Consider the following 20875-nt stretch of genomic DNA (forward strand, 5'->3'; position numbering starts at 1 on the left):
GGTCGATGGATCAGAATCAGACCGACCGTAGTGGATGTCCGCCACGCGCCCCCGTACCGGCCGGATCGTCCGTTACACCACCGCGACGGCGACCCGCTGCCTAGCCTGGACGGCATGGGCAACGTGGTGGTGTACGGCGCCGGGGGCACCGCAGGCTCACGGATCGTCGCCGAGGCGGCCGGCCGGGGACACCGGGTCACCGCGGCGGTCCGCCGTCCGGAGGCGGTCACCTGGCTGCCGGCCGGGGTACGCGTGGTGACCGGAGACGTGACCTCGGCGCGTAGCGTCGCCGAGTTGGCCCCGGAGGCCGACGTGGTCGTGGTGGCGGTCGGCGGCGGTGAACGGGCGCTGTGGCGTACGGCGGCGGAGAACCTGGTCACCGTCCTGCGGGACCTGCCCGATCCGCCCCGGGTGATCCACGTCGGCGGCGGGGCGACCCTGCTGACCGCGCGGGACACCCCGTTCCTCGACGAGCCGGACTTCCCCGACGAATACCGGGAGGCGGCGCTCGGGCAGGCCGACGCCCTGGCCCTCTACCGCTCCTCGGCCGACGGGATGACCTGGACCTACGTCTCGCCGCCGCCGGTGGAGTTCCACCCCGGCGAGCGGACCGGCCGCTACCGCACCGGTACCGAACACCCGGTCACCGACGGGCAGGGCCGCTCGGTGCTCAGCTACGAGGACCTGGCGGTGGCGATCGTGGACGAGATCGAGGGGCCCCGCTTCGAGAACATGCGCTTCACGGCGGCGTACTGAGCCGGCCGGTGGCGGCCGGTACGGCGGCGACCGGCCGTACCGGAAAATCAGTCGGCGAGGCGGGGCGGGAAGCCGCCGGTGGCGATCGGGCCCCAGCCCTCGACGGTGATCCGGATCAGCGACTTGCCCTGCGCCACCATGGCCGCCCGGTACTCGTCCCAGTCCGGGTGCTCGCCGGCGATGCTGCGGAAGTACTCCACCAGCGGGTCCAGCGCCTCGGGCAGGTCGAGCACCTCGGCCACGCCGTCGACCTGCACCCACGGGCCGTCCCAGTCGTCGGAGAGCACGCAGGCGGAGACCCGGGGGTCACGGCGGATGTTGGCGGCCTTGGCCCGTTCCGGGTAGGTGGAGATCACCAGGCGACCGGCGGAGTCCACGCCGCAGGCGACCGGGGAGGACTGCGGCCGGCCGTCGGCGCGGGTGGTCATCAGCAGGACCCGGTGCCGGGGCCGGACGAAGTCGAGCAGGGCGTCCCGGTCGACCCGGGTGTTGGTTGCGACGCTGCGTGCCATCCCCCGGTTCTACCAGGCCCGGCGGGCGTCAGCCGGACCGGCCGCCGACCCGGCCCGACTGGGCGGGGACCCGGGGCCGGGCGGCGGGCCGCCAGGCGCGGCCGTTGGCGTAGATCACCCGGAAGCCGAGGTACGCCGCGAGCGGCGCCCAGTGCGCCGAACCCATCCGCAGCTCGGCGGCGTTGTGCCGCTGGCCGTTGGCGAGCACGTCGAGCAGCACCGTCTCGAAGGCGGCCGACTCGACCCAGTCGACCTCACGGGTGAAGCCGCAGATCAGGGCCGCGCCGGTGACGTCGAGGAAGTCCCGCAGGGTGGCGTCGGAGGCGCGCAGCACGGAGCAGCTGCCGAAGTAGAGCCGCCGGCCCTCGCCCCGGCCCGCCATCCGCTCGGCGACGTCGGACAGCTCGACGGAGTCCCAGTCGGTGAGGCAGAGCCGGCTGGGCTCACCGTGCATGGCGAAGAAGCCGACCCGGTGGTCGGCGTACTGCTTGAGCAGCCACCGGTCGAGGAAGTAGAACAGCTCGTCGCGGGTGGCGGCGTCCTTGTGGATGTAGCGGATGCGGCCGAGCCGTTCGAGCAGGTCGAGGGTGGGCAGCACGGACCCGCGCTCGTTGAGGTCGCGGTGCCACTGCCCCTCGACACAGAAGACTCCGCCCCGCGCCACCGCGTCACCTCCCCATCCCCGCCGGGTCGACGTTACCGGGTCCGGGTGGCGGACCGACGTCACCCTCGGTGCCCCACTGATCCGTTTCGGGGCACTTCACCGGTGTCGGAATTCCCGTCCCTCCCGTCACCTGCTGACGCCTTGTGCCCGAATTGCCATTCACCCCCATTCACAGGCGATACCCAGCTATCACCGACTACGAGGACGATTCCCCTTTATTGCCGCGAATCGGCCAGGTAGCTGTCAGGGTGGAAGTTGCAGGACGTCCCGCGCGATGCCCTGTTCACCACCCCATTCACTTCCAATCGGGAGGACTTCTGTGCGCCAGAAAACTCTGAAGCGGGCACTCGTCGCGTTCGCCCTGGCTCTGCCGGGAGCCGCGATCGCCACGGTGGCCGCCGCGCCAGCGGCCCACGCCGACGGCTGCTACACCTGGAAACGCGACCTCTACCAGGGGCGCTCCGGAGACGACGTCCGCCAGTTGCAGATCCGGGTCGCCGGCTGGGCGGCCCGAGGGGCAATCGTCCGGATCGACGGCGACTTCGGTCCCGAGACCGCCGCCGCGGTCAAGCGCTTCCAGACCGCGTACGGGCTGCGCAGCGACGGCATCGCCGGCAAGCAGACCTTCAGCAAGCTCTACCAGTTGCAGGACAACGACTGCACGCCGGCGCACTTCAGCTACCGGGAGCTGGACGGCGGCTGCGGCAAGGGCGGCTGGAGCGGCGGTCCGCTCTCCGCCACCGAGACCAAGGCCAACGCGGTACACACCATGTGGAAACTGGAGGCGCTGCGGCGTGGCCTGGGTGACAAGCCGCTCTACGTCACCAGCGGCTTCCGCGACGAAAGCTGCAACAAGCAGGTCGGTGGGGCGTCGAACAGCCAGCACCTCTACGGCAACGCCGCCGACGTGACCTCGCAGAGCAGGTCGCTCTGCGAGATCTCCCGCGCCTCCCGCGACCACGGGTTCAGCGGCATCTACGGCCCCGGCTACCCGGGGCACGACGACCACGTCCACGTGGACTCCCGACGGGAGAACAACCGGGACAACCTGACGAACCGCACCAGCTGGGCGGCCCCGGACTGCGGCGTCAGCCGCTGACCGACGCGACGGCCGACGCCGGCCCGGCCCCACGGGATCACCAGGGCCGGGCCGGCGTCGGGGCACCGGGGCCGGGCGCTCAGCTCGCCCGGGGCCAGCGCGGCGCGGCAGCCGGGGGCGTCACCGGCCGGCCGGGGACGCCGGAGCGCACGCCCGGCCGCATCCCCGCCGCAGCGGGCCGCGCCGCGGGCACACCGGGCCGACCGACCTGGCCACGGGCCGGGTAGCCGGCCGCCGGGGCGGTCCGCGCCGGGGCCGCGCCGGGCCGGGGTGTGGTGTAGGTGAACGGGAAGGGCACGTGCACGAACGGGTTGCCGTGCCGGATCAGCGCGTCGATCTGACGCTCGTTCAACCCGTGGTTCTCCAGCACCCGCCGCCCCCAACGGTGCAGCCGGCACGGGTACGACGCCCCGTCGTTGCGGCACAGCGGGCCGTTGGGCCACTCCTCGGCGGCGTGCACCACGACCGCTCGCACCGCGAGCCGGACGTCCTCGGGTGTCAACGAGGCGGGCACCGGCACCTCGCCCAGAACCTGATCGATGGGGTCCGTCGACTGCTCACCAACTCGCACGGCAGGCCTCCCGCAACTCGGCAGCGACTGCGGCTGAATCGCCACAACGCATCCTCGCGCAGTGGTACGGGCGGTGACCGGCGGCGGTTCAATCCCCCCACGCGGTGAGCAGATCCTCCGGCGTCAACACCCGCGCCCCGTCCACCACCGCGCCGGCCCGGGTTACCGCCAGCAGCGGCACCTGTTCGTCGGCACCGGGCAGCCGGGACCGGTGCAGGGTGAGCCGTCCCAGGTCGTGCCCGTCGAAGGGCCGGTTCTCCAGCCACTTCACCGAGCCGACGACGGTGATCCGCCGGGCGACCGGTCCACGGTCCGCCCCGACCAGGTCGATCTCCGGGTCGTTGGTCCGGGTCCAGTAGCCGCCCACCACGCCGGTGTCCTCCGGCAGGTGGCCGGCGGGCAGCCGGCGCAGCGACTCCCGTACCACCGGCTCGATCGCCCGCCCCCGCCAGGACGTCCAGGAAGTACGCAGCCGGGCCAGGGTGAGATCGCCCCGCCCACGCTCGATCTCGGGCAGGTACGGGCCGAGAAAGGTAAGCCAGAAGCGCAGGTACGGGTCGGCGACGGTGTAACGGGTCTCCCGCGAGGGGCGGGTGGACAGCGGGGTGGTCACCTCGACCATGCGCTTGTCGACAAGCAGTCGCAGCGCACGGCTGAGCGAGGCCTGGGGCAGGTCACCGGCGGCCCGTGCGATCAGCGAGAATGTCCGCTCCCCGGAGCCGATGGCCCGCAGCACCAGTCCGGCCTGCGACTGGGTGGGGAACTCGGCCGCCAGCGCCCGTTCCGCACTGACCAGCAGGGCGGAGGTCGGGTCGGTCACCGCGTCGGCGAGGTAGTCGGCGAGGCTGGCCCCGCTGGGCCACTCGTCGAGGATCAGCGGCAGGCCACCGGAGACGAGATAGGCGTCGAAGGCGTCGGCCGGTGCCGCCCCGAGCATCTCCCGGACGTCGGCGGGACTCAGCGGCGGCACCACCAACTCCGTCGCCCGCTGGTGGAACGGCCGTCCGTAGTCGTTCAACGCCTCCATCATGGCCAGGTCGGAGCCGATGCCGATCACCAACACCGGTAGCCGGGACAGCTCCCGGTCGAACACCTTCTGCAGGGTGCCCTCCAGCCCGGGGTCCGTGGCGATCAGATAGGGCAACTCGTCGAGCACCACCACGGCCGGCCGGTCCGTCGGCAACGCGGCGACCAGCAGGGTGAGCGCGGCGTCCCAGGTGCCCGGACGCTGAGCGGCGAACAGGTGCGCGCCGGGCAGGCTGGACCCGACCACCGCCTCGACGAAAAGCGCAAGATCGGCAGCCACGGTGGGCTGGGCGGACGCGGTGAAGAACAGGTGCGGCACCCCGGCCCGGTCGACAAACTCCTCGACCAGGCGGGACTTGCCGACCCGACGCCGCCCCCGCATCAGCAGTGCCCGCCCGGGGCGACCAGCCCGCCCTCCCCGGCTGACCTTGGCCAGCATGCCGTCGAGCAGGGCGAGTTCCCGGTCCCGCCCCACGAAGCCGTGCATACCCCACTCCGATGCACTCAGATCTGATACCACCAAAAATGAGGGTATCAAGTCTGGGTGCTTTAGATCGTCAGACCAGGCCCGCGTCGTGGACCAGCAGCGCCACCTGGACCCGGTTGTTCAGCGCCAGCTTGGTCAGCAGCCGGGACACGTACGCCTTCACCGTCGCCACGCTCATGAACAGCTCCGCCGAGATCTCCGCATTGGTCCGGCCGTGACCGAGCGCCACCGCGACCTCGTGCTCCCGCTCGGTGAGCCCGGCCAGCAGTCGCAGCGCCCGGTCCCGACGCTGGTCCGGACCCGGCGTGGGCCCCACGGTCAGATGGCTGATCAACTGCCTGGTCACCGTCGGCGACAGGGTGGCCTCACCGGCGGCCACCCGCAGCACCGCCCGGACGATCTCGGCGGGCGGGGTGTCCTTGAGCAGGAAACCGCCCGCCCCGGCCCGCAACGCCCGCAGCACCTGCTCGTCGGCGTCGAAGGTGGTCAGCACCAACACCTCCGGCGGGTCCGGCAGCGCCCGTAACGCCTCGGTGGCGGCCAGCCCGTCGACCCGGGGCATCCGGATGTCCATCAGCACCACGTCGGGCGCGCACCGGGCGACGGCGGCGGGCACCTCGTCGCCGTCGGCGGCCTCGCCCACCACCCGCACCTGCGGCACACCCCCGAGGATCATCGACAGCCCGGCGCGGACCAGCGCGTCGTCGTCGACGATCAACACCCGCACCGGGGCGGCGTCGCCGTCGGTCGTCACCGGGCACCCCCTCGCCACCGGACGGCCGGGCGGCTCATGCCGGCCACGGCAGCCGGGCCGCCAACCGGAAGTCGCCGGTCGCCCCGTCCCGGCCGTGGGTCAGCCGACCGCCGGCCAGGGTGACCCGCTCGGCGATGCCGACCAGCCCGGTGCCGGCGCCCGGCAGGGCCGGCGCGGAGGTGCCCACCGGCCAGGGGTTGCGGATCTCCACCGCCAGCTCCCGCCCCGGGCCGCCGGCCAGCCGGACGCCGACCGTCGTGTCGGGGGCGTGCTTGCGCGCGTTGGTCAGCCCCTCCTGCACGATCCGGTACGCGCTGCGGCCCACCGCCGTCGGCACCCGCGTCGGGTCGGCGACCTCGTCGACCAGGGTGACCCGGACCCCGGCGGCCCGGGACTCGGCGATCAGCGCCGGCACGTCGGCGAGGGTGGGCTGGGGGCGTTCCGGTGCGGCGTCGCCGTCGGCGGTGTCGGCCCGCAGCACCCCGATCACCTCGCGCAGATCCTGCAGGGCGGCGTGGGCGCTGCCCCGGATCACCCCGGCCGCCCGCGCCACCTCCTGCGGCGGGGCGTCCGGGCGGAACTCCAACGCCCCGGCGTGCAGGCTGAGCAGCGAGATCCGGTGCGCCAGCACGTCGTGCATCTCCCGGGCGATCCGGGTGCGCTCCAACTGGCGGGCCTGTTCGACGCGGAGCTGCTGCTCGGACTCGGCCCGGTGGGCCCGGTCCCGCAGCGACAGCACCAACTGCCGGCGGGCCCGGACGAACAGCGCCCACGCCACCACGATCCCGACGAACATCACCGTCCAGGCCACCGTCGCCCAGTAGGGCAGCGACGGGTCGGGGCGCACGACGGTGTAGAGCGGGATGACCGCCAGGTGGAAGCCGACGAGCGCCGCGCCGATCGGCAGCGGCCGGTGGACCAGCACGGTGAAGACCACGACCAGCAACGCCACCCCGGCGGTCACCGAGAACAGCGCCAGCGGCAGACCGGCCACGGCCAGCCCGACCGGCCAGCGGCGGCGCAGCCACAGCGCCGCGCAGAAGGTCAGACCCGCCGCCAGGTCCACCCCGACCAGCCAGGGCGGCCCGGCGTTGTGGGCGAACTGCGGGTCGGGCGACACCGCGTCACCGAAGCCCACCAACGCCCAGCCGACGGCGAGCAGGAAGGCCACCGTGTCGACCAGCCAGTCCCGGGGCGTCCGCCGGGGCGTCCTGGCCTCGGGCGTCAGCGCCCCCGGCAGCAGCCAGGGATGATCGGGTACGACGGCAGCACTCACCCACCCATGCTAGAAAGCCGAACGGCGCCTCGGACACCAACCAAAGTCGAGGTCTACGGGTAGACCGAGGTAGGGGCGGCTCTCGACGGTCGGCCGCAGCGCCCGGCCGGGTGGTCGGGACAGGCTCGACGCATGATCGCAGTCGACCACCTCACCAAACGGTACGGCCCGCACCCCGCCGTCGACGACGTCTCGTTCCGCTGCGAAGCGGGCACGGTGACCGGTTTCCTCGGCCCGAACGGGGCGGGCAAGTCCACCACCATGCGGATGCTGTGCGGGCTGACCCGCCCGACCTCCGGCACCGCCACCGTCGCCGGTCAGCCCTACCGCGAGCTGCCCAACCCGGGCCGCGAGGTGGGCGTGCTGCTGGACGCCTCCGCGCAGCACGTCGGGCGCAGCGGGCGGGAGACGTTGTTCCTCGCCGCCCGGACCATGGGCGTGGACGCCGACCGGGTGCCCGCCGTGCTCGACCGGGTGGGCCTGAACCCGGTGGCGGCGAAGCGGCGGGTCGGGGCGTACTCGCTGGGGATGCGGCAGCGGCTCGGCCTGGCGCTGGCGCTGCTGGGCGAGCCCCGGGTGCTGGTCCTCGACGAGCCGGCCAACGGCCTGGACCCGGAGGGGATCTTCTGGATGCGCGGCCTGCTGCGCGACTTCGCCGACCGGGGCGGCACCGTGCTGCTCTCCTCCCACCTGCTGCGGGAGGTGGAGGCGGTCGCCGACCGGCTGGTGGTGATCGGCGGCGGCCGGGTCGTCGCCCAGGGCGGCAAGGACGAACTGCTGGCCGGGGCCGGCACCCTGGTCCGGGCCCGCGACCCGCACGCGCTGCGGCTCACCCTCGACCGGGCCGGGCTGGACGCCACCGCCGGCGCCGACGGCGGGTACGTGGTCCGCGCCGAACCCGACGTCGTCGGGCAGGCCGCCGCCGACGCCGGACTGGTCCTGACCGAGCTGCGGCCGGCCGGCGGCGGTGGCCTGGAACAGCTCTTCCTCACCCTGACCGCCGGCGCGAGCACCAAGGAGGCCGTGCAGTGACCACCATGACGACCACTCCCCCCGCCACCGTCCGCAGGGCGGTCCCCGGACCGTCCCTGGCCCGGCTGATCGGGGTGGAGCTGCGCAAACTCGGCGACACCCGGGCCGGCCGTTGGCTGCTGGCCTCGATCGGGCTGATCGCCGCCGCGATCGTCGCGCTGCAACTGCGCTTCGTCGACGACACCGCGCAGACCTTCACCAACTTCTTCACCGCGTCGCTGGCGCCGGTGGCGCTGCTGCTGCCGGTGCTGGGCATCCTGTCGATCACCGCCGAGTGGTCCCAGCGCACCGCACTGACCACGTTCGCCCTGGTGCCGCGCCGGGAACGGGTGATCGTCGCCAAGCTCGCCGCCGTGCTGCTCGCCGCGTTGGCGTCGGTGCTGGTGAGCCTGGCCGTCGCCGCCGTGGGCACCCTGCTCTCGGGGATCACCGGCGGGGCGGGGAGCTGGGACTTCAACCCGACGGTGGCCGGGCACGCCGCCGTGTTCCAGTCGATCAACGTGCTGATCGGCGCGGGGTTCGGGTTGCTGCTGCTCAACACCCCGCTGGCGATCGTCACCTCGCTGCTGCTGCCGACCGTGTGGGGCATCCTGTCCGCGATGATCGCGGCGCTGCACGGCCCGGCCCGCTGGCTGGACACGTCGATCACCATGGAGCCGCTGCTCGGCCCGGACATGACCGCCGGTCAGTGGGGTCGGCTCGCGGTGTCCCTGCTGGTCTGGGTGGTCGCGCCGCTCGCCGTCGGAATGGTGCGCACACTGCGGCGCGAGGTGCACTGACGATGCGGGCGCGGGAGCCGGGCGGCGCGACCAGGGTCGGTGGCGACGTCGGGGAGCTGCTGGTGATGTGGGTCGGCTTCCCGCTGCTGGGCGGTGCCCTGGGCGGGCGGCTGCCCATGGTCGCCGACTGGGTGGCGGGGCTGCCCTGGGCCCCGGTGCAGGGCTGGTTCGAGCTGGTCGCCGGGTTGCCGTACCGGCGGGCGCTGGCCGGGGGCCTGCTGCTCGGGATGCTGGCCGGGCTGCTCCTCGCCTACGTCGGCACCCGGGAACGGTTGATCGTCACAATGGACCGGGACGGTGTCCGGCTGCGCCGCGACGGCGTCGACCGCGAACTGGCCCGGCGCACCGTCACCGCCGTCTTCGTCGACGGCAGGGAGCTGGTGCTGCTCGGCCCGGCCGGTGCGGAGCTGGCCCGGGAACGCTCCGACCTGAGCCGGCAGCGGCTGAAGGACGCCTTCGACGGGCACGGGTGGCCGTGGCGGGACGCCGATCCGTACCGGGACGCGTACCGGCGGTGGGTGGAGGGGTTGCCCGACCTGCCGCCGGGGGCGGACCCGCTGCTGCGCGCCCGCCAGCGGGCCGTCGACGCCCACCGGGCGCGCGACGTCCGGGAGCTGGGTGGGGAACTGGCCCGGATCGGGGTGGTCGTCCGGGACGAGGGTGGCCGGCAGTACTGGCGGGCGGCTCCGCGCCCGGGTGGACAGGCCCCGCCGCAGCCGTAGCCAGGTGTCTCCGGTCCGGCCAGCCGGCACCTCATTCGAGCGTGACCGGGTCGTCGCCGATTGTGCATCCGCCGCCCAGGGAGTATCAACCTAGGTGGATGCATTCCCGGCGGAAGGGGACGACGATGGCCTCCACAGTCGACCGCGGCGGGATCTTCCGCCGCAAGCCCGTCGAGGAGATCGCCGACGAGACCGACCAGGGGTTGTCCCGCTCGCTGGGGTTGTGGCAACTCACCGCGATCGGCGTCGGCGGCATCATCGGCGCCGGCATCTTCGCCCTGGCCGGGGCGGTCGCCAACGAGACCGCCGGGCCGGCCGTGCTGGTGTCGTTTCTGATCGCCGGCCTGGCCAGCGCGGCGGCGGCGCTGTCGTACGCCGAGTTCGCCGGCATGATCCCCAAGGCCGGCTCGGCCTACACCTACGGCTACGCGGTGCTCGGCGAGGCGGTCGGCTGGTTCATCGGCTGGGACCTGCTACTGGAGTACACCGCGATCGTGGCGGTGGTGGCGATCGGCATCTCCGGCTACTTCGGCTTCCTCGTCGGGCAGCTCGGCGTCGACCTGCCGGCCTGGATGCTGGGCGCTCCGGGCACCGGCGACGGGCACGTGGTGGACCTGTTCGCCGTGCTGCTCTGCCTGCTGATCGCCTTCCTGTTGACGTTGGGCATCCGGACCGCCGCCCGGTTCGAGACGGTCGTGGTCGGGGTTAAGGTGGCCGTGGTACTGCTGGTGATCGTGGTCGGCTTCTTCCACGTCCGCACCGCCAACTACTCGCCGTTCTTCCCGTTCGGGCTCGGCGGGGCGTTCACCGGCGCGGCCACGGTCTTCTTCGCCGTCTTCGGGTATGACGCGATGAGCACCGCCGCCGAGGAGTCCCGTGACGCCCGCCGGCACATGCCGAAGGCGATCGTCTGGTCGCTGGTCATCTCGATGGTGCTGTACGTGCTGGCCACGCTGGTGCTCACCGGGATGCAGAACTACCGGGACATCGACCCGGAGAGCGGTTTCTCCTCCGCGTTCGCCTCGGTGGGGCTCTCGGGCCTGGCCAGCGTCATCGCCGTCGGGGCGATCATCGGCATCCTGACGGTGATGTTCACCTTCATGCTCGGGGTGACCCGGGTGTGGTTCTCGATGAGCCGCGACGGCCTGCTGCCGGCCTGGTTCGCCAAGGTGCACCCGGTGCGCCGGGTGCCCACCCGGGTCACCTGGATCGTCGGGGTGGCCTCGGCGGTGATCGCCGGCTTCCTGCCGATCCGGCAGGCCGCCGAGCTGACCAACATCGGCATCCTGCTGGCTTTCGTGGTGGTCTGCGTCGCGGTGATCGTGCTGCGCTACCGCAGCCCGGACGTCCCGCGCACGTTCCGGTTGCCCGGGATGCCGGTGGTGCCGGCGCTCGGGGTGGTCTTCTCGGTCTGGCTGATCAGCTTCCTCGACCACGTCACCTGGCTGCGGTTCGCCGCCTGGTTCCTGCTCGGCGGGCTGATCTACGCGTGCTACGGGTACCGGCGCTCCGCGCTGGCCGGCCGTGCCGATCCACCGGCCGATGGTGCCGGGCGGTGACCGGGCCGCCCCGGGACGCCTGCCGCCCGGGCCAGCACCAACGCGGTGCCGAGGCCGGCGACCAGGCCGGCCAGCGCGGGGAGCACGTCCGGGCCGCCGCCGCCGACCGGGCTGTTGCCGGCCAGCACGGTCAACGGCGCACCGGGTGAGAGGACCCCGCTGACCAGCAACGCGACGTGCCACAGCGCGGGCGGGGCGAGCAGGACCACCGGGACGAGCACCGCGTACCGGTTGGCCGGCAGGGCGGGACGGGTCAGCAGCGTCACCCCCAGCAGCAGGACCGCGCCGAGCAGCGCCACCGGCACGGGCCGGCCGGCCGGCCCGACGAGCCGGACCAGCGGCAGGCCGATCCCGCCGGTCACGGCCAGGCCCACCGCCGCCGCGAGCCGACGTCGACCCCGGGCGGGGGCGGCGGCCGCCGCGCCGGCCACGGTCACCGCCAGCAGGAGCAGGGCGGTGACCAGGGCTGCCGGGTCGAGCGCGGGTTCCCGGCCGGTAGGCGACCGGGTCAGCACGGCGGTCAGCGCCAGCACCGCCGCGACGGCGGCCACCCCGGCCAGGACGGCCCGGTCCCGGCCGCCCGTCCGGCGCGGGCCCACCCACGGGACGGTACGGTCCGGCCCGGCCGCTCCCACCGCGCCGGCCCCGGCCGTCCGACGGTGCGGACCGTCCACACCGGTCGCGCCGTCCCGGCGTACGGCGAGCAGCACGGTGACGCCGACGGCCAGCCAGCCGGCGGCGACGAGTGACACGGTCGCGCCGGGGCCGGTGAGGTCGGCCCGGTCGACGGCGATGTCGGCGGCCAGCACGCCGCCGCCGAGCAGCACGGCCGGCGTCAGCCACGGGCGCCGGCCCGCACCGGCCAGCACCAACCCGCACGCGACCGCCATCAGTGCCAGGAAACGCAGGTCGCGGGCCCAGTAGGTGGACGCCTCGGGGAGCCGCTCCGACCACGGGCCGACCGGTTCGGTGAGCGGTTGCCACCGGGTCATGCCGATCGCCCAGAGCGGCACGGCCAGGGCCGCGAGCCCGATGCCGGCGGCGGCGAGCCGGCGGCCCGATCGCGGAGCGTGACCGCTCGGAATGGGCATCATGGATGGTCAGACGCCATCCGGGCGGCTACGGTTCCCCCTCTGGGGAGGTGCCGTCGGTGTACGTCGTGTCCGTGATCAACTACAAGGGCGGGTGGGCAAGACCACCGTGACCGCGAACCTCGGGGCCGAACTGGCGAACCGGGGGATGAAGGTGCTGCTGATCGACCTCGATCCGCAGACCAGCCTGACGTTCAGCTTCTACGACCCGGACGACTGGCGGGAACGGCTGCGCGACGGCCGGACCGTGAAACGCTGGTACGACGGCCTGCGCGGGGACACCCCGGCGGTGACGCTGGGTGAATTGGTGGTCTCCCCCGGCCCGGCCAACGCCCACCTGACCGGGGCCGGCCGGCTGGACCTGATCGCCTCGCACCTCGGCCTGGCCGACATCGACCTCGCGCTGGCCCGGGGCGTGGCCGACGGGGAAGACTACGACCGGGAGCTGTTCCGGGTCCGGGGCGCGCTGGCCGAGGGGCTGCACGACGCGGCCCTCGACGGCTACGACCTGGTGCTGATCGACTGCCCGCCGAACTTCAACGTGGTCACCCAGTCCGCCGTCATCGCCAGCGACCACCTGCTCATCCCGGCGAAGGCCGACTACCTGTCCACCCTCGGCATCGACCACCTCTGCGGCAGCGTCCGGGAGTTGGTGGACCGGTACAACGCCGACGCCCGCCGGTTCGCCACCAGCCGCCGGCACCACAAGGTCGCCCCGGACGTCGCCGGGGTGGTCTTCACCATGATCCAGTTGACCGCACAGCGGCCGATCGCCGCCCACCAGGGCTACCTGGACCAGGTACGGGCGCTCGGCCTGCCGGTCTTCCCCACCGCATTGCGGGAGAACGTCACCCTGTTCGCCGGGAACACCCCGCGCGGCGTCCCGGTGGTGCTGCGCAACCGGGTCACCTCGCCGGTGGTACAGGAGGAGCTGCGGCAGATCACCACCGAGTTCATCGCCCACCTGCAACCCCGCGAGGTGACGGTGTGAGCGGTCCGGAGTCGACGGGGGACGTCGCGGTCGGCGTCCTGGCCCGGGTGGGCGAGCTGCTGGCCGGGCTGTCGGCCGCCGACGCCGCCGCGCTGGCGCAGGGGCGGGCCCGGCTGGTCGTCGCCCCGGTGACGCCGCCCCGAAATGGTGCGGACCGGCCGGCTGCACCGACGTCGTCCGCCCCGTCGGGCGTCGACCTGGCCGCCGCGTCGGCCACCCTGGACGCGTTCGCGCACCGCCGCGACGGCACGGAATACCTGACGCCCTGGGCGGTGCGGGACCTGCGGGCGTTGGCCGCCCGGCTCGGGCTGCGCGGGGTGACCGGCCTGCGCAAGGCGGAACTGGTGGAGCGGCTGGTCGACCGGACGATCGGGTTCCGGGTCGCCTCCGCCGCCGTGCGTGCCCGCTGAGCCGTCCCGGCCCGACCGCACCAGGCGGGAGCAACGGGCACCGGCGCGCCCTGCGGCGTCGGCCCGCAGTCGGGGGAAGCCGGCCTGACCGGCCCGGACCTGCTCGTCCGTCCGGGCGGAGCCGGCTGTCTCGATCTTGTGTGGGGCCGGGACGGTGGATACGCTCCCGCGGCTGTCTCCACCCGAGAAAGGACCGCAGTGACCGCTCCTGTCACCACTCAGAAGTCCTGGGTCGTCGCCCTGCTGCTCTGCTTCTTCGTCGGCGTGCTCGGCGCGCACCGGTTCTACACCGGCAAGGTCGGTACCGGCGTGCTCCAGTTGATCACCATCGGCGGGTTCGGCATCTGGACGTTCATCGATCTGATCATGATCCTGGTCGGCGCGTTCCGCGACAAGCAGGGCCAGCCGCTGATCAAGTGAGGCACCGGGCCGGGGCCCGCGCGGCCCCGGCGTCGCCCGGCCCGCCGGGCACCGGCCGGTGTCCGGCGCAGCGTCGGCGAGACGGTCGACGGGAATTCACCCCGGCGACCTCCCGCCGGGCGGGTTCCGGCCGATAACATCGCCGGGCATGGATATGAAGAGCAGCATCCGCCCGCGAACCGGGCGGCTGGTCACCGTGCTCACCGCCGCCGTCACCCTGGCGATCCCGGTGACGGTGGTCGCGACGTCGGCGTCCGCGGCGGCCACGTCGACCGTCGCGCAGGCCCTCGCCAGCCAGGACGGCCGGACCGCCACGGTCACCGGGTACGTCATCGGCCAGCCGACCGCCACCAGCACGGTGCTCACCTCCGGCTACACCGCCGACACCGCCATCGCCCTGGCCGACACCGCCACCGAGACCGGCACCAGCCGGATGCTCTACGTCCAGATCACCGCCGACTACCGCAGCACGTTCGGGCTGTTGACCAACCCGTCGCTGCGCGGCCGGCAGGTCACCGCAACCGGGACGCTGACCGCGTACTTCAGTCACGGCGGGTTGAAGAGCCCGACCGCGATGAGCCTCGGCGGCGGCACCCCGACGCCCACCGCCACCGCCACCGCCTCCCCCACCCCCGGGCCGACCGGCTCCACCGGGCCGTACGACTCGACGTACTACGCGAACGCGATGGGCAAGACCGGCAGCGCGCTGCGCACGTCCCTGCACACCATCATCAAGACCCAGACGAAGCTCAACTACGACCAGGTGTGGGAGGCGTTGAAGGACACCGACCAGGACCCGGCGAACGCCAACAACGTGGTCCTGCTCTACAGCGGGCGGTCGCAGAGCAAGAGCAGCAACGGCGGTGGAGCCAACGACTGGAACCGGGAGCACGTCTGGGCCAAGTCGCACGGTGACTTCGGCACCGCCACCGGGCCGGGCACCGACGTGCACCACCTGCGCCCCGAGGACGTGACGGTCAACTCCACCCGCGGCAACAAGGACTTCGACACCGGCGGCAGCGCGGTCGCCGAGGCCCCGGGCAGCTACAGCGACGCCGACTCGTTCGAGCCCCGCAACGCCGTCAAGGGCGACGTCGCCCGCATGATCATGTATATGGCGATCCGGTACGAGGGCGACGACGGTTGGCCGAACCTGGAGATGAACAACTCGGTCACCAACGGCTCCGCGCCCTACCTGGGCCGGCTGCCGGTGCTGCTGCAGTGGCACCGGCAGGACCCGCCCGACGCCTTCGAGCAGCGCCGCAACCAGCGTATCTACGAGCGCTGGCAGGGCAACCGCAACCCGTTCGTCGACCACCCGGAGTGGGCCACCGCGATCTGGGGCTGAACGGGCCGGTTGTCTCAGATCACCCCGGTCGGGCGGTGAGGAAACCGCCCGACCGGGTAATCCACCGGCATGGCCAACACCGTTCCCGACATCAGCCTCAACGACGGCAACACCATCCCGCAGCTCGGCTTCGGGGTCTACCAGATCGAGCCGAAGGACACCGCCGAGGCCGTCGGCCGGGCGCTGGAGATCGGCTACCGGCACATCGACACCGCCGAGATGTACGGCAACGAAGCGGAGGTCGGCGAGGCGGTCCGCGCCTCCGGGCTGGACCGGGGCGAGGTCTTCGTGACCAGCAAGCTGAACAACGGCTTCCACCGCCCGCAGGACGCCCGCAGGGCGTTCGAGTCGACGCTGTCCGCGCTGAAGATGGACTACGTCGACCTGTTCCTCATCCACTGGCCGCTGCCCACCCGCTACGACGGCGACTTCGTCTCCACCTGGAAGGCCCTGGAGGAGTTCCAGCGCGACGGCCGGGCCCGCTCGATCGGGGTGTCGAACTTCCAGGTGCCGCACCTGGAGCGACTGGCCGCCGAGGCCGACGTGGTGCCGGCGGTCAACCAGATCGAGGTGCACCCGTACCTCACCAACGAGCAGGTGCGCGCGTACGGCGGCGAGCACAACATCCTCACCGAGGCGTGGTCCCCGATCGCCCAGGGCCGGGTGCTCGACGACCCGACGATCGTCGACGTCGCCGAACAGCTGGGCCGCAGCCCCGCCCAGGTGGTGCTGCGCTGGCACGTGCAGCGCGGCGACATCGTCTTCCCGAAGTCGACCACCCCGAAGCGGATCGAGGAGAACTTCCGGATCTTCGACTTCACCCTCGACGACACGGCGATGGAGCGGATCAGCGGGCTGGACAAGGGGGAGGCCGGCCGGACCGGCCCGAACCCGGACGAGTTCGACTACGTCCCCGCCTGAGCGGGCGCGGTTCAGCCGGCGATCCGCTCGCCGAGACGGCGGAAGACCTCGCGGGTCGGTGAGCCGGGCGCGGCGGTATAGACGATCAACCGCTGGTCGCTCTCGGGCACCAGCAGCACCCGGCACTCGAACTCCAGGGGTCCCAGCTCGGGGTGGGCCACCCGTTTGACCACCGGCCGGCGGGTGGCCACGTCGTGTTCGGCCCACAGGGCGGCGAATCTCGGCGAGACGCCGAGCAGCTCGGTGACCAGCTCGGCCAGCTCCCGGTCGCCGGGGTAACGCCCGTAGGCGGCGCGCAGGTCGGCCACCGAGTCGCGGGCGAAGCGCAGCGTCTCCGCGTCGGTCCAGGGCACGGACGCCTCCTGCCGGAACCACCACCGGATCATGTTGCGGTCGTCGGTCGGCAGGTCCCCCACGAAGTGCCCGGCCAGCCGGTTCCAGGCCAACACGTCGTACCTGGCGTCCGCCAGGTAGGCCGGGGTCTCCGTCATCGCGTCGATCAGGTGCCGCATTCCCGGCGCCACCACCGCGCTGGGGCCGGCCACCGGCGGCGGCCCCAGACCGGCCAGCCGGAACAGGTACTCCCGTTCGTCCCGGCCGAGCAGCAGCGCGCGGGCCAACGCGGCCAGCACCTGCCCCGACGGGTGCGCTCCCCGGCCCTGCTCCAGCCGGACGTAGTAGTCGACGGAGATGCCGGCGAGCTGGGCGACCTCCTGCCGGCGCAGGCCGGGCGTGCGGCGGCGTACCCCCTCGGGGAGGCCGACCTCGACGGGACGTAACTTCACGCGGCGGCTGCGCAGGAAGGTGGCCAGTTCGGCGCGGCGCAACGTCATGCGTACAGCCTGCCGCAGCGTGGGGCGCGCAGGGTGGTACCACCGGTACCAGGCTGCGCCGACCCCTCCCGCGCCCGCCGTGGAGCCGGCACGCTCGACACCATGACGACGACGCCACTCGCCCTGGTCACCGGGGGCAACCGGGGAATCGGGTACGCTACCGCGCGGCAACTCGCCGCACGGGGGATGACGGTGCTGGTCGGGGCACGGAACGCCGACCGGGGCGCGGCGGCGGTGGCCGCGCTGCGCGACGGCGGGGCGGACGCCCGTCCGCTGCCGCTGGAGGTGACCGACCCGGTGTCGGTGGCCGCCGCGGCGGAGCAGGTGGAGCGGGAGTACGGCCGGCTCGACGTGCTCGTCAACAACGCCGGCATCGTCCGGGCCGACGGGATGGCGCGGCCCAGCGAGACCACCCTGGCCACCCTGCGCGAGGTGTTCGAGACGAACGTCTTCGCGGTGGTCACGGTGACCAACGCGTTCCTGCCGCTGCTGCTGCGCGCCCCGGCCGGACGGATCGTCAACGTCTCCAGCGAGGTCGGCTCGATCACCGCGATGACCGACCCGGAGAGTTTCCTGTGGCCGTTGACCTCGGTGCCGTACCCGTCGTCGAAGGCCGCGCTGAACATGCTCACCGCGATGTACGCCAAGGAGCTGCGGGACACCCCGGTCAGGGTGAACGCGGCGAACCCGGGCTACTGCGCGACCGACTTCAACGGCCACTCCGGGTACCGCACCGCCGAGCAGGGTGCCGAGGTGAGCGTGCGGCTGGCGACGCTTGCGGCGGGCGGGCCGACCGGGCAGCTCTGGGGGCACCTCGCCGCCGACGACTCGTACGGGGTGCTGCCCTGGTGACGGGCGTCTGCCCTGCGGGGCCGTTCCGGGTCCTCGGTGGTCGGCGGTGCCGTGAGGTGATGCGGATGCTGTCGAGCTGATGACGCAAACGAATCACCGGTTCTGTCATTGATGAGCGTGCATGGCACTCCGTACCATCCGGGGTATGCGTGCCCGTCGTGTCACCGCCACCGCCGCTGCCGCCGCGCTCGTCAGCCTGGTCGCGGTCAGCGCCGCCCGCGCCGACGACACCCCGGCGCTGACCACCCCCGGCGCACCCGTGGTGGTCGCCAACGACCCGCACCGGCTCAGCCTGACCTGGACCCCGTCGACGTGGAAGGGCGAACCGGGCGGCCCGATCACCTACGACGTGCGCTCGCCGATCGGGCCGAACGCCTACCGGGGCCTGGGCAGCACACAGACCAACGCCGTCACCCTGACCGACCTGGCCCCGGGCACCGACTACCGGATCGCGTTGCAGGCGTACGCCATCGGCGGCTACTCCGACACCTCGGCGGTCACCACCGTGCGCACCGCGTACGGGCGGGCGAAGGTCGACTACCTCAACCTCGACTGGGCACCCACCGACAACCAGGCCCAGTTCCGCCTGAACATCACCAACACGGGCGGCCGGCCGCTGGACCTGACCACCGTGCGGGTCCGCTACCACCTGCGCTTCGAGAACGGCAACGCCGCCCTGACCACCGAGTGCGACTGGGCGACGCTCGGCTGCGACCACATCCGGCGTACCCTCCAGTACTTTCCGCCGCCCGCGCCGCCGCCCGGCCCCGGCCCCACGCCGACCCCGACCGTCTACCCGGTGCCCGGGACGCCCTTCCCCGGCTGGGTGGAGCTGACCTTCGACACCGGCGTGCTGGCCCCCGGCGCGTCCTCCGGGCCGATCCAACTGCGGCTGCACCGGCCCAACTGGACCGCGATCGACGAACGCGACGACCCGAGCTGGCAGGCGGCCACCGGCGCGTGGACCCCCAACAGTCGGATCACCCTCGACGTCGACGGGGTCCGCGAGTACGGCGACAACTGGGGCTGACCGCCGTCAGGCGCGGGCTTCCCCGGCGACGGCGCGCTGGGCCGCGACGATCGTGTCGACCGGCAGGCCCAGGCCGCAGAGCACGGCGGCCAGGTAGTCCAGCACCCGCCAGTGCTGCTCGTCGGTCAGCCCGAGCCGTCGCCACGCCCCACCCACGGCCCGCCCGCCACCCGGGCCACCCAGGGCCGAGGCCAGCTGGGCGGTCAGGCGACCGGCCAACCGGGGCCGGTCCAACCCGATCAGGTACGGGGCCAACTCGGCGTCCGCCGCGACCAGGCGCAGCCAGCGGATCACCACCGCGCGCACGCCGGCCGGGCCGAGCCAGTCGAACACGCTCCGGGGGCAGGTGACCAGTTCCGTCGTCCGCACACCACTCAGTACGGATCGTCGTGTACCCACAGTTCACCGTCCCGGCTACGGCCGGTGCCCCGCCAGGAACGTCATGGTGGTCTGGTTGGCGGCCCAGCCGTCGGGAAACTTCACCGGCACGTCCAGGTGCACCGACTCCGTCGACGGGTGGGCGTCCAGCAGCTCACCGATGCCGGCGCGGGCCACCACGATGCAGGAGTGCCGGTGCCGGGAGGTCAGCACGCACAGCCGCCCCGACTCCAGGTGGAAGTTCGTCGCGTCCCGCCGGCCGGACAGCGGGTGCAGCACGATCGTCACGTCGTACTCTCGGCCCTGGAGCCGGTTGGCGGTGTCCACCGTGACGTCCGCCCCGGCCGGGCCGAGGTGGGCGCGGATCGCGGCGACCTGGTCGCGGTGCGCCGCGCCGACGGCGATCCGGTCGGCGGTCACCGGCGCGCCGGCCGGCGCGTGCTCGGAGACCGCGACCGCGCCCCGGTGCAGCACCCGCAGGGCGAGCGCGGCGCACGCCGCGGCGGCCTCGGCATCGGTACGCAGGGTGTGCCGGGCCGGCATCTCATGCAACGCCCAGCCGGTGCCGGCGGCCAGCTCCACCGCCGCGTCGAGCGCGTCGCCCGGCCCCGGCCGGGTCAGCGTCAACGCCCGGTCGGCCGGGCCGGTGCCGGCGCGGAAGCCGGTGAACGGGTAGAACGCCGCCGCGACCACCGGGGCCGCCGTCGCGGGCAGCCGCCAGGACACCGGCAGCCGGTGCACGGGCAGCTCCGGGTTGTGCCGCAGCAGCACCGCCACCGCCGCCTGCATCGGGTCCCAGCTCAGTCCCGTCCAACGCAGCGTCTCGACGGTGGAGAACGGGTCGAGCTGCCCGGGATCGCCCACGAACAGCGCCCGCTCGAACCGCCCGGCCACCCGCAGCAGGGCATCCGAGCGCATCTGGTACGCCTCGTCGACGATCGCCCACGGCCACCGCCCCGTGGTGACCGTGGCCCACTTCGCCGCCGTACTGATGGTGACGGCCGGATCGCCCAGGTCGGCGACCTTCGACGCGACCCGGACCGTGTCGTGCCCCCGGACCCGCTCCGACGGCCGGTAGTCGGTCGCCGACAACCGGCCGATGCGCAGCTCGGGGGCCTTGGTGGCCAGCCGGTCGATGAGGTCGTCGACCTGCTCGTTGGTCTGCGCCACGATCATCAGCGGCTCACCGGCGGCGGCCAGCTCGGCGGCGGCCCGCACCACGAGGGTCGACTTGCCGGCCCCGGGCGGGGAGTCCACCACCACGCCCCGGTGGTCGCCTGAGCGCAGGTCGGCCAGGACGGCCGCGACGACCCGTTCCGCCTCGACGGCGGGCGGCACCTCAAGCCCGATCATCGACCTCTCCT

General features: G+C 73.4%; 23 protein-coding genes. 13 read left to right on the forward strand and 10 right to left on the reverse strand.

The window, feature by feature from the left end:
* Positions 1-114 precede the first annotated feature (114 nt).
* Positions 115-756 carry an NAD(P)-dependent oxidoreductase gene (locus JQX11_RS24100; RefSeq protein ID WP_204927238.1) on the forward strand — a complete coding sequence of 214 codons (642 nt, stop codon included), beginning with the start codon at positions 115-117 and terminating at the stop codon, positions 754-756.
* A gap of 47 nt (positions 757-803) precedes the next feature.
* On the opposite strand, the gene JQX11_RS24105 is transcribed toward JQX11_RS24100, so the two are convergent.
* On the reverse strand, positions 804-1268 hold the full coding sequence (locus JQX11_RS24105) for a PPOX class F420-dependent oxidoreductase (RefSeq protein WP_204927239.1): 465 nt from the start codon (positions 1266-1268) through the stop codon (positions 804-806).
* A 28-nt stretch (positions 1269-1296) separates the two neighbouring features.
* Positions 1297-1932 carry a DUF6642 family protein gene (locus tag JQX11_RS24110; protein WP_204927240.1) on the reverse strand — a complete coding sequence of 212 codons (636 nt, stop codon included), beginning with the start codon at positions 1930-1932 and terminating at the stop codon, positions 1297-1299.
* A 319-nt stretch (positions 1933-2251) separates the two neighbouring features.
* On the opposite strand from JQX11_RS24110, the gene JQX11_RS24115 reads away from it, so the two are divergent.
* A complete protein-coding gene (locus tag JQX11_RS24115; RefSeq protein WP_204927241.1) occupies positions 2252-3031 on the forward strand; it encodes a D-Ala-D-Ala carboxypeptidase family metallohydrolase in 780 nt (259 codons plus the stop codon).
* A 79-nt stretch (positions 3032-3110) separates the two neighbouring features.
* Here the strand turns inward: JQX11_RS24115 and JQX11_RS24120 are convergent, their stop codons facing one another.
* The 4 genes from JQX11_RS24120 to JQX11_RS24135 all read right to left on the reverse strand — a co-directional run bounded on the left by JQX11_RS24120 (position 3111) and on the right by JQX11_RS24135 (position 7145).
* Positions 3111-3602, reverse strand: coding sequence for a hypothetical protein (locus tag JQX11_RS24120; RefSeq protein ID WP_204927242.1), 492 nt, complete (start codon positions 3600-3602; stop codon positions 3111-3113).
* A gap of 88 nt (positions 3603-3690) precedes the next feature.
* Positions 3691-5115 (reverse strand): ATP-binding protein, encoded by a 1425-nt coding sequence (locus JQX11_RS24125; protein ID WP_232378467.1) that lies wholly within the window; start codon positions 5113-5115, stop codon positions 3691-3693.
* Positions 5116-5185: 70 nt separating this feature from the next.
* Positions 5186-5869, reverse strand: coding sequence for a response regulator (locus JQX11_RS24130; RefSeq protein WP_307826331.1), 684 nt, complete (start codon positions 5867-5869; stop codon positions 5186-5188).
* A 34-nt stretch (positions 5870-5903) separates the two neighbouring features.
* On the reverse strand, positions 5904-7145 hold the full coding sequence (locus tag JQX11_RS24135; RefSeq protein ID WP_204927243.1) for a sensor histidine kinase: 1242 nt from the start codon (positions 7143-7145) through the stop codon (positions 5904-5906).
* A 132-nt stretch (positions 7146-7277) separates the two neighbouring features.
* Between JQX11_RS24135 and JQX11_RS24140 the strand changes: the two genes are divergently transcribed.
* From JQX11_RS24140 to JQX11_RS24155, 4 genes are all read left to right on the forward strand, one after another.
* A complete protein-coding gene (locus JQX11_RS24140) occupies positions 7278-8177 on the forward strand; it encodes an ABC transporter ATP-binding protein (RefSeq protein WP_204927244.1) in 900 nt (299 codons plus the stop codon).
* 5 nt (positions 8178-8182) lie between these two features.
* Complete coding sequence (locus JQX11_RS24145) at positions 8183-8956, forward strand: ABC transporter permease (protein WP_204927336.1); 774 nt, start codon at positions 8183-8185, stop codon at positions 8954-8956.
* 2 nt (positions 8957-8958) lie between these two features.
* On the forward strand, positions 8959-9678 hold the full coding sequence (locus JQX11_RS24150; protein WP_204927245.1) for a YqeB family protein: 720 nt from the start codon (positions 8959-8961) through the stop codon (positions 9676-9678).
* Between the two features lie 125 nt (positions 9679-9803).
* A complete protein-coding gene (locus tag JQX11_RS24155; protein WP_204927246.1) occupies positions 9804-11237 on the forward strand; it encodes an amino acid permease in 1434 nt (477 codons plus the stop codon).
* Here the strand turns inward: JQX11_RS24155 and JQX11_RS24160 are convergent.
* Positions 11171-12328 carry a hypothetical protein gene (locus tag JQX11_RS24160; protein ID WP_204927247.1) on the reverse strand — a complete coding sequence of 386 codons (1158 nt, stop codon included), beginning with the start codon at positions 12326-12328 and terminating at the stop codon, positions 11171-11173. The genes JQX11_RS24155 and JQX11_RS24160 overlap by 67 nt on opposite strands.
* Before the next feature lie 94 nt (positions 12329-12422).
* Here JQX11_RS24160 and JQX11_RS24165 point away from each other — a divergent pair, with 94 nt between their 5' ends.
* The 5 genes from JQX11_RS24165 to JQX11_RS24185 all read left to right on the forward strand — a co-directional run bounded on the left by JQX11_RS24165 (position 12423) and on the right by JQX11_RS24185 (position 16418).
* Positions 12423-13319 (forward strand): ParA family protein, encoded by an 897-nt coding sequence (locus tag JQX11_RS24165; protein ID WP_307826332.1) that lies wholly within the window; start codon positions 12423-12425, stop codon positions 13317-13319.
* Positions 13316-13729, forward strand: a complete 414-nt coding sequence (locus JQX11_RS24170; protein WP_204927248.1) for a Rho termination factor N-terminal domain-containing protein — start codon at positions 13316-13318, stop codon at positions 13727-13729. Before JQX11_RS24165 ends, JQX11_RS24170 begins: the two co-directional genes overlap by 4 nt.
* Before the next feature lie 198 nt (positions 13730-13927).
* The gene (locus JQX11_RS33165; RefSeq protein ID WP_204927249.1) at positions 13928-14149 is read left to right on the forward strand and encodes a TM2 domain-containing protein; all 222 of its coding nucleotides are present in this window, start codon (positions 13928-13930) and stop codon (positions 14147-14149) included.
* Positions 14150-14297: 148 nt separating this feature from the next.
* Positions 14298-15497 (forward strand): endonuclease, encoded by a 1200-nt coding sequence (locus JQX11_RS24180; protein ID WP_204927250.1) that lies wholly within the window; start codon positions 14298-14300, stop codon positions 15495-15497.
* A gap of 69 nt (positions 15498-15566) precedes the next feature.
* Positions 15567-16418: an aldo/keto reductase gene (locus tag JQX11_RS24185; RefSeq protein WP_204927251.1), complete on the forward strand. Its 852-nt coding sequence runs from the start codon at positions 15567-15569 to the stop codon at positions 16416-16418.
* An 11-nt stretch (positions 16419-16429) separates the two neighbouring features.
* Here JQX11_RS24185 and JQX11_RS24190 read toward each other — a convergent pair whose 3' ends face one another.
* The gene (locus JQX11_RS24190) at positions 16430-17251 is read right to left on the reverse strand and encodes a helix-turn-helix transcriptional regulator (RefSeq protein ID WP_204927252.1); all 822 of its coding nucleotides are present in this window, start codon (positions 17249-17251) and stop codon (positions 16430-16432) included.
* Between the two features lie 102 nt (positions 17252-17353).
* Here JQX11_RS24190 and JQX11_RS24195 point away from each other — a divergent pair, with 102 nt between their 5' ends.
* The gene (locus JQX11_RS24195) at positions 17354-18103 is read left to right on the forward strand and encodes an SDR family oxidoreductase (RefSeq protein ID WP_204927253.1); all 750 of its coding nucleotides are present in this window, start codon (positions 17354-17356) and stop codon (positions 18101-18103) included.
* Positions 18104-18248: 145 nt separating this feature from the next.
* A complete protein-coding gene (locus tag JQX11_RS24200) occupies positions 18249-19133 on the forward strand; it encodes a cellulose binding domain-containing protein (RefSeq protein WP_204927254.1) in 885 nt (294 codons plus the stop codon).
* Between the two features lie 6 nt (positions 19134-19139).
* On the opposite strand, the gene JQX11_RS24205 is transcribed toward JQX11_RS24200, so the two are convergent.
* Together JQX11_RS24205 and JQX11_RS24210 are read right to left on the reverse strand one after the other, a co-directional pair.
* Entirely contained in the window at positions 19140-19502 is a 363-nt protein-coding gene (locus JQX11_RS24205; RefSeq protein ID WP_204927255.1) for a globin family protein, read from the reverse strand.
* Positions 19503-19547: 45 nt separating this feature from the next.
* A complete protein-coding gene (locus JQX11_RS24210; protein ID WP_204927256.1) occupies positions 19548-20864 on the reverse strand; it encodes an AAA family ATPase in 1317 nt (438 codons plus the stop codon).
* Positions 20865-20875 lie beyond the last annotated feature (11 nt).

The organism is Micromonospora humida (assembly GCF_016901255.1).
GTDB lineage: Bacteria > Actinomycetota > Actinomycetes > Mycobacteriales > Micromonosporaceae > Micromonospora > Micromonospora wenchangensis.